The 7,117-nt window shown below is 62.0% G+C and carries 7 protein-coding genes and 1 pseudogene; 5 read left to right on the plus strand and 3 right to left on the minus strand.

From position 1 onward, the window contains the following. The 3 genes from ACYQ1H_RS14885 to ACYQ1H_RS14895 form a co-directional block, all read right to left on the minus strand. On the minus strand, positions 1–335 hold a 335-nt coding region (locus tag ACYQ1H_RS14885; protein WP_460028831.1), incomplete at its 3' end, for a type I restriction-modification system subunit M N-terminal domain-containing protein. Positions 336–352: 17 nt separating this feature from the next. Beyond that, a complete protein-coding gene (locus tag ACYQ1H_RS14890) occupies positions 353–943 on the minus strand; it encodes a serine hydrolase domain-containing protein (protein ID WP_460028832.1) in 591 nt (196 codons plus the stop codon). Next, complete coding sequence (locus tag ACYQ1H_RS14895; protein ID WP_460028833.1) at positions 915–1,136, minus strand: serine hydrolase; 222 nt, start codon at positions 1,134–1,136, stop codon at positions 915–917. Before ACYQ1H_RS14895 ends, ACYQ1H_RS14890 begins: the two co-directional genes overlap by 29 nt. 134 nt (positions 1,137–1,270) lie before the next feature. On the opposite strand from ACYQ1H_RS14895, the pseudogene ACYQ1H_RS14900 reads away from it, so the two are divergent. From ACYQ1H_RS14900 to ACYQ1H_RS14920, 5 genes and pseudogenes are all read left to right on the plus strand, one after another. Further along, a pseudogene (locus ACYQ1H_RS14900) lies at positions 1,271–1,564 on the plus strand (transposase); the annotation flags it as partial. Positions 1,565–2,177: 613 nt separating this feature from the next. Beyond that, positions 2,178–3,341 carry a tyrosine-type recombinase/integrase gene (locus ACYQ1H_RS14905; protein ID WP_460028834.1) on the plus strand — a complete coding sequence of 388 codons (1,164 nt, stop codon included), beginning with the start codon at positions 2,178–2,180 and terminating at the stop codon, positions 3,339–3,341. Continuing rightward, entirely contained in the window at positions 3,338–3,853 is a 516-nt protein-coding gene (locus tag ACYQ1H_RS14910) for a hypothetical protein (RefSeq protein ID WP_460028835.1), read from the plus strand. The genes ACYQ1H_RS14905 and ACYQ1H_RS14910 overlap by 4 nt, the downstream gene beginning before the upstream one ends. 81 nt (positions 3,854–3,934) lie before the next feature. Further along, positions 3,935–4,177 (plus strand): helix-turn-helix domain-containing protein, encoded by a 243-nt coding sequence (locus ACYQ1H_RS14915; RefSeq protein ID WP_460028836.1) that lies wholly within the window; start codon positions 3,935–3,937, stop codon positions 4,175–4,177. A gap of 134 nt (positions 4,178–4,311) precedes the next feature. After that, positions 4,312–6,951 (plus strand): phage NrS-1 polymerase family protein, encoded by a 2,640-nt coding sequence (locus ACYQ1H_RS14920; RefSeq protein WP_460028837.1) that lies wholly within the window; start codon positions 4,312–4,314, stop codon positions 6,949–6,951. Positions 6,952–7,117 lie beyond the last annotated feature (166 nt).

The raw sequence follows: 7,117 nt of genomic DNA on the forward strand, positions 1-7,117 counted from the left end.
AGGTCGCGCACCGCGTCGGAGAAGCCGTCGAGATAGCGATAGAAGTTCTCGCGCAGGTGGTCCTGATCGCCCAGCAGCTTCTTCAGGTCCAGCGGCGAGGTGTTGTAGAAGCTCTGCCCGGACTGGCGCAGCAGGAAGGGATCGGCGTGGATGCCGAGGCTGAGGCGGGCGTCGTGTTCCGCCAGCACCGCCGCCTGGGTCGGGGCCAGCACACAGTCAAGCCGGCGCAGCACGGTGAACGGCAGGATGACCTTGCCGTAGTCGGATTGCTTGTAATCGCCGCGCAGCAGATCGGCGACGGACCAGATGAGGGCGGAGAGGTTTTGTTGGTTCACGGTGACATCAATCAGGATCAAGCTCGATCGAACGGATTGTCCCGAAAGGAACCGGCAGTGTCACCTTGTCCCGTTCCAAGTGCGGCAACCCAGCGGCGGCCATCGTCAAGTGTACTGGCGACACCCCCCGCAGCCCAGGCTTGGGAGATGCCCCAGTTTGTCTTCAGAAACTGCCCCGCATTCAACTCCTGATACCGTTGTGCATAGGGAACTCGCAAGACGCCTCTCTGCGCCAGAAAGCTGCGCTTCATACCCAGCGGCCGGAACAATCGCTGGTTCAACAGCCTGGCATAGGGCTTGCTTGTCACCTTTTCCGCGATTTCCCCAAGCAGAACGGTATTGGAATTCGAATAATCATGGTGGCCGCCAGGTACGGGAAAGACCCGTGGCAGGGATAGCCCATGCGCAGCCAGCAGCTCATGCTGGAAGACAAAATGCGGGCGCTCCATCAACTTCAGAAAAATGGTTGCATAGAAACTGCCCTCGGTAGAGCTGGCAATCCCGCTGGACATGTTGAGCAGCATGGCAATCGTGATGCGATCACCTTCCGGGGCGAAGGAATACCATTTCGACAGCCGGTCATCGAGCGACAGCCTCCCCCTCCTCAACCAGTTGCAGGATCAGCGTGCCGGTCATGGTCTTGGTGATTGAGCCAATGGGCTGCTGCATGCCGACCTTCATCGGCTTGTTGCGCTCAACATCAGAAAGACCCTTGGCGATCGTCCATTCGCCTTGCCCTGGAACCCACAGCCCCACCTGGATGCCCGGCGAGTAGTGCGCCCAGCTTTGGCCGATGGCCATGTTGAGGGTCTGTTCGATCGTATCCGGAGTGGCAGCCCGCGCGCGGGCCTCGACACCGGGTCAGCGCCGACCGAAGTTACGGGGCTTCGCGGTTTGCCGTCGCGGGAACAGCGTCAGAACTGCACGCTCGCCAACGCGCCCGGAGGCGGCTTGAAGAAACCCGGGACCAGGAATATCCGTCCATTGGCCAGTCCTGGCGCAGGAACGGGAGTCGGTTGACCCCGTTCCTGGATGGCCCGCCCGACATGCGCCAGGTCATCTACACCACCCATGCCATCGAGCCGGTGAACATGGGGCTGAGGAAGCTGACCACAAACCAGGGCTCATTCCCCAGCGATGAGGCGCTGACCAAGCTGGCCTACCTGGCCCTGTGCAACATCAGCCAGAAGTGGACCATGCCCATCCGGGACGGGCAGACTGCGCTGACAGGCCAACCGTTCGCTACGCAGTTCGCCTTTGGGCATGACGTACAGGGCGTTGTCGATCGTCTGGTGAGGCACCCGCTGCTGCGGTTGACCGCGAGAGGGTCCCAGGGAGGGCGGTTTGATGGTTGGAACCAACGGGCTGATTCGCCGTTTTTCTGACCAAGGCTGAGAGGTCGCACCTCGCATGATTTGCGGCTGGCGTAGCACATACGTCGCAACGGCAGACATGAAAAAGGGCCAGCTCTCGCTAACCCTTTGAATTTATGGAGCCGATGACAAGATTCGAACTTGCGACCCGCACATTACGAATGTTGGGGTTCGCGTCCGTCCGGACATTCCGAGGCACCCGGAACTTCCGTAACCCCCTCAATTTCCTACACATATCACCTAGGTAAGGTATCATTGCCCCCTGTAACACTCACCCAACCTTAGTCTACGGGGGCAATGAGGGGGCAATGAAGGGGCAACGAAAAATCGAGCGCAAAAAATGTGTGGGGCTGGGCTCAAGGCCGCGCCACGCATGGCGTTCGGGCGAAATCGAAACCAAATGGGCCGGCCTCGGGGCGAATGCCCGAGGTCTTTCATGAAGGCCGGAGGCCGGCCAGGAGCAGAGCGAATGCCTGACAACCGCGTCAAGTTCACCGACCGTTGGGTGCGGTCTGTGCCACTCTCAGACGCCCGGCAAACCTACCTTGACACGGAGCTGAGGGGGCTGATTTTGATCGTGACGCGCACAGCGAAGCTGTTCTACTACCGACGCAAGGTCGGCGGAGTCAGTCAGCGGCACCCGCTGGGGCAGTTTCCGAGCAGGTCGGTGGAAGAAGCCCGGGCGGCGGCCCGGGCGATGGCCGTCAAGATTGACGTCGGCGACGATCCGATTTCAGCCAGGCGGGCGCTGCATGCTGAGCCGACTTTCGAGGAACTGTTCAGCCTCTTCCTGGAGAAAAAACGCAACCGGGCCGGTAAGCCCCTATCCCCCGCCACCACACGGGTGCATCGTCAGGTTGTGGAATCGCACCTGAAACCCCTGTGCAAGCTCAAGGTGTCCGCGCTGACGCCCGACAAGATCAAGGCTGTTGTGACGGCGATCAAAGCGCCCGGGCCTCACAACCGGGCCAAGACCATCATCAGCGCCACGCTGGAGTGGGCCGCCGCCGAGGGATTGGTCGGGGCGGTGGACCGCCCTACCCGCATGGTTCGGAATCGCCTGATCAAGAGCCGAGAGCGGTTCCTGCAACCCCAAGAGGTCGGCCCCCTGATGGATGCGATCGAGGCTTCCCCCTTGCGGGATTTTTTCATGTTGGCGCTGTTCACCGGCGCGCGGCGATCCAACCTACAGGCTATGCGTTGGCGGGATTTGAACCTGGAGGAATCCACCTGGACGATTCCCGAGACCAAAAACGGCGACCGTCTCCAAGTGCCCCTGGTCCCGGAGGCTGTTGAAATCCTCACCCGCCGCAAGGCGGAGCGCGTCGCAAACGAGACGTGGGTATTCCCTGGCACGGGTTGGACTGGGCACCTGGTCGAGCCTAAAACAGCATGGCGGACGGTTCTGAAACGGGCCGGCATCCAAGACTTTCGAATCCATGACATCCGGCGCACGCTCGGGTCGTGGCAAGCCAGAGCGGGCGCATCGCTGCCCATCATCGGCAAGAGCCTGGGACACAGGAGTCCGCAGGCGACGGTGGTCTATAGCAGGCTTGACCTAACTCCGGTGCGGGCATCGGTCGAGAATGCCGTCAGCGACCTGCTGGCCGCCAGGAAACGGAGGGCTGAATGAACGGCACCAGGTTTGGCCTTGTCGCGGCGGGAGAGCGTGTAAATGCGGTCCGTGCAGCAATCCGTGCGGATGCCCGGCTGGTGATCGCCGTCGTGGAGGCGCTTCGGGAACGGGGCACGGTGGCCGAAAGCATGGGGGAGATCGCCGACGCTGTGGTGGACGCCATGCAAGCCTCCCTTGCGGAACCCAGCCCGGGGGTACACCGAAAAGCGGCAGCCGTGGTCAACCGCTTCCGGGGTCGGCTCGAACAGGTAGCGGACACCCAGCGCCAGGACGCAGAACGCCACCGTCTGGCGGCGAAGGCGGGGCATGCCAGGCGAAACGAACAGGCTAGGGCGTTTCTGGCGCGGTGGGTTGCAGACAACCGGCTGCGCTTTCCTTCCGCGAATGCGGCCGGGCAGTGGGTGGCGCGACAGGGATACCCCGAGCTGAGCGAGTTGAGTGAAATCACAATCATCCGGTGGCTGCGCAAGGCCGGGTACTCTGATCGCAGCACGGTAAAAAAACCGTGACCTCTGCATAGCAGAGGTCACCACCCCCTCAAGGTTGCGGCATAAAGTCTCGACTCCCGTGAAATTGCGATGGAGTTTGAGATGACCGCCACCCAACCTACCCCACCCCGGCGCAACCGCGTTGCGTGGGACGACTACCACCCTTCCGACCTACTCGACCCGGAGCACTTCGAGCTGCTGACCGGCGTCGCCAAAAAGACCCAAGAAAATCTTCGCGCCCGACATAGGCTGCCGTTCCTCAAGATCGGCGGTCGCGTGGTGTACCGCGTGCGCGATATTCAAGAATGGTTCGACCGCCAGGCGCGTAACCAAATAGCTGCCTGATTCGAGCGCCCAAAACAAAGAAAAGCCCGGCGGTATTTACCAGCCGGGCTGAGATATTTTGCCTACCATCCTTTAACCCCTATCGGTGCCGGGAGAGGGGACCGGTGCCAACTCATCACTAGGCAAGAATGACAGTGAATATTCTAAATGAATCGTCCTTCGACGGCTACATTGATCTATTCGAGGGCCTTGAGCCCGAAGCGATCTACGGTTTCTACGAGCTGCCAGCGAACGACTCGGGTTATCTTGAGGGTTCCAAGGAAAAACCCAGCGCATCGGCGGTGCCCAAACCCACACCTCTCCCTGTCATTGCCGAGGGTATCCCCGAAGCCCTGCGAAGCCACGCACAGTGGGTTTGCTGGAAGTATGTGCTGAAGGGGGACCGGTGGACAAAACCGCCCTTCCGCGCAGACGGACGGGGTATGGCGCGGGCAAACGATCCCGAAACGTGGGCGAGCTTTGACGAGGCCATGGCGGCCTATCGGGCAGGGCGAGCGGATGGCATCGGTTTTTGCTTCGCCGAGGGTGACGGGCTGGCGGGCGTCGACCTCGACCATGTGCTCGACGAAGCAGGCGAGGTCCGCCATCCCGTGGCAGCGGAGATCGTCGAGCAGTTCCGTTCGACGGCTTACATCGAGCGGAGCCCGGGCGGCGACGGCCTCCGGCTCTTTGTTCTCGGAACAACCTCGCGCTGCGGCAAGGGCAAGGCGGCCGAGGACAAGCAGTGGATCGAGGCTTATGATCATCGGTCGCCCCGATTTCTGACTGTGACTGGCCAGCGATTGGATGGAAGCCTTGAAAGCCCCGCAGACGGCCAAGCAGCCCTGGCTTGGTTGGCTCGAAACCACATGGGGGGCGATGCCGTTTCGAGCGCGAGCGCGGCGCAGAGGGTGCCTGGAGCGACAACCAACCCCGCAGCGGACGATGCGGTAATCCGCCGAATCAAGAATTCGAGGCAGGGCGTGCCCTTCCGGCAGCTCTTTGAGGACGGTCAATATTTCGACTTGAAAACCAGCCAGTGGATCGAGGACCGCAGTGTGCTGGATGCCAAGCTGATCGAGATACTGGCATTTTTCTGCAACCGCGATTCAGAGCAAATGGACCGGATTTTCCGGCGGTCGGCGCTGATGCGGGACAAGTGGGACGAAAGGCGCGGCAGCCGCACCTACGGACAACTGACTGTTGGGAGCGTGCTGAGGCTGCACGCGGAACGCGGCGGACGAACGGTAGGCGATTGGGATGCCGAGCACGATGAGGGTGACGACCGAGAGCCTATCCGGCTTGTCGCGGGTGACCGGCACCGTGCTGTTGATGCCATCCAGGAAATTCTCGGGCGCAACGGGGTCTATCAGATTGGTGGAGCCCTCTATGGTCTGATCGCGGTCGGCGGCGTTCCCGAGCCCTCTCGATTGCTGAGGCCCACCACCCTGGGGACCTACCTGGCCCGGTACGCGGTCGTCCAGAAGTATCACCAGCGCGACGAAGAGTGGAAGCCAGCCGAACTGCCGGCGGAGTTGGCCAAGGCCGTCGTCGATGAGGGCCACTACCCCGGCATTTTGGAGATACGCGGCATCGCGCGGCAGCCCTTCTTGCGCGAGGATGGAAGCCTCTGCAACGCGGCAGGCTATGACGGGGCAAGCAAGCTGTTCTGTGCATTCAGCGCCGACGACTTTCCGGGCATCCCCGAACGCCCAACCCGTGCGGATGCTGAAACAGCGCTGCGCCGCGTCGCAGCGCTGTTTGATGAGGTGGAGTTCGAGGGGGCGCGAGATCGGGCGGCGGCGGTCGCCGCCTGCCTCACAGCAGCCACGAGACGATCGCTTCGGGCAGCACCGGCGTTTCTCCACACGGCGCACCTGGGCGGCAGTGGGGCGGGCAAGAACTATTCAGAGGGCATGATCGAGAGGTTTGCGACCGCTGGCAGAGCATCACCCCTGGCGCACAAAACGCCCCGCTCGGAGCTGGACAAAAGCCTGTTCTCGGCCCTGATGCGGTTTCCAGATGTTGTGCGCTTCGACGAGCTGTCCGCGGGCAGTGCGCTGGCGGGGTCGCCGCTAATGCTGAATATGCTGACGGAGCCGTTCGTCAGCGACCGCGAACTCGGATTCAGCAAGATCGTCACCGTACCGGCGAACGTCCTGATGCAGTTGAGCGGTAACGGCATCACCATCGAGGGCGACATGCGGCGCCGAACGGTGGAAATCTTCTACGCGCCGACCGGACAGGGCCAGTTCACCAAAGATCCCTTCGCTGACCTCATCCAGCACAGGGGGGAATACATCGCTGCCGCATTGACCATCGTTCGCGCTTGGTTGGTGGCTGATGCCCCGGCGAGCCGCGAGCCGGTGAAGAACTACGCCCAATGGGACACGTGGTGCTGTCAGCCGCTGATCTGGCTGGGTATGCAGGACCCCGCTGCGTCTTTGCTGGGCAATATGAACTCAACGGACGGGTCTCTCGTTGATGCGGACCTCGTCGCCGAGTTCATCAGGCGCCTGCGCAAATCGTTCGGAACCCAGTGGTTCGTCGCCAAGGATATTGTGGGGATGACAAAGGCCGGCACAGTGGAGGGCATCGAGTTGAGCCAGGCCGCGCGAGCGCTGGTGGGCGAGAGCGAGTCGGGGCCGACCAACACCACCCGGGTCGGTAAAATCCTCAGTCGCATCCGAAGCATGACGGTAGACGGCTGGAGCCTCCAGAAGAAAGACCAAGGCAACACCAAGGCAGCGGCCAAGTGGCGGGTTCGAGAGTTGCACCGGCCCAGCGGCGACTAGCCGCGTCGACGGCGGGTGGTAGGGCGCAACCCCTACTACCCCTAAAATCACCCAGCGTATAACGGAACCTCTGGAGCCCACGGCTGGCGCGGGCTGTAGCGATTTTGGATAGGGGTAATAGGGGTGGTAGGGGTGGGGTCAGGTCGATATATAAATTTGGCATAGG

The organism is Methyloparacoccus murrellii (assembly GCF_054657115.1).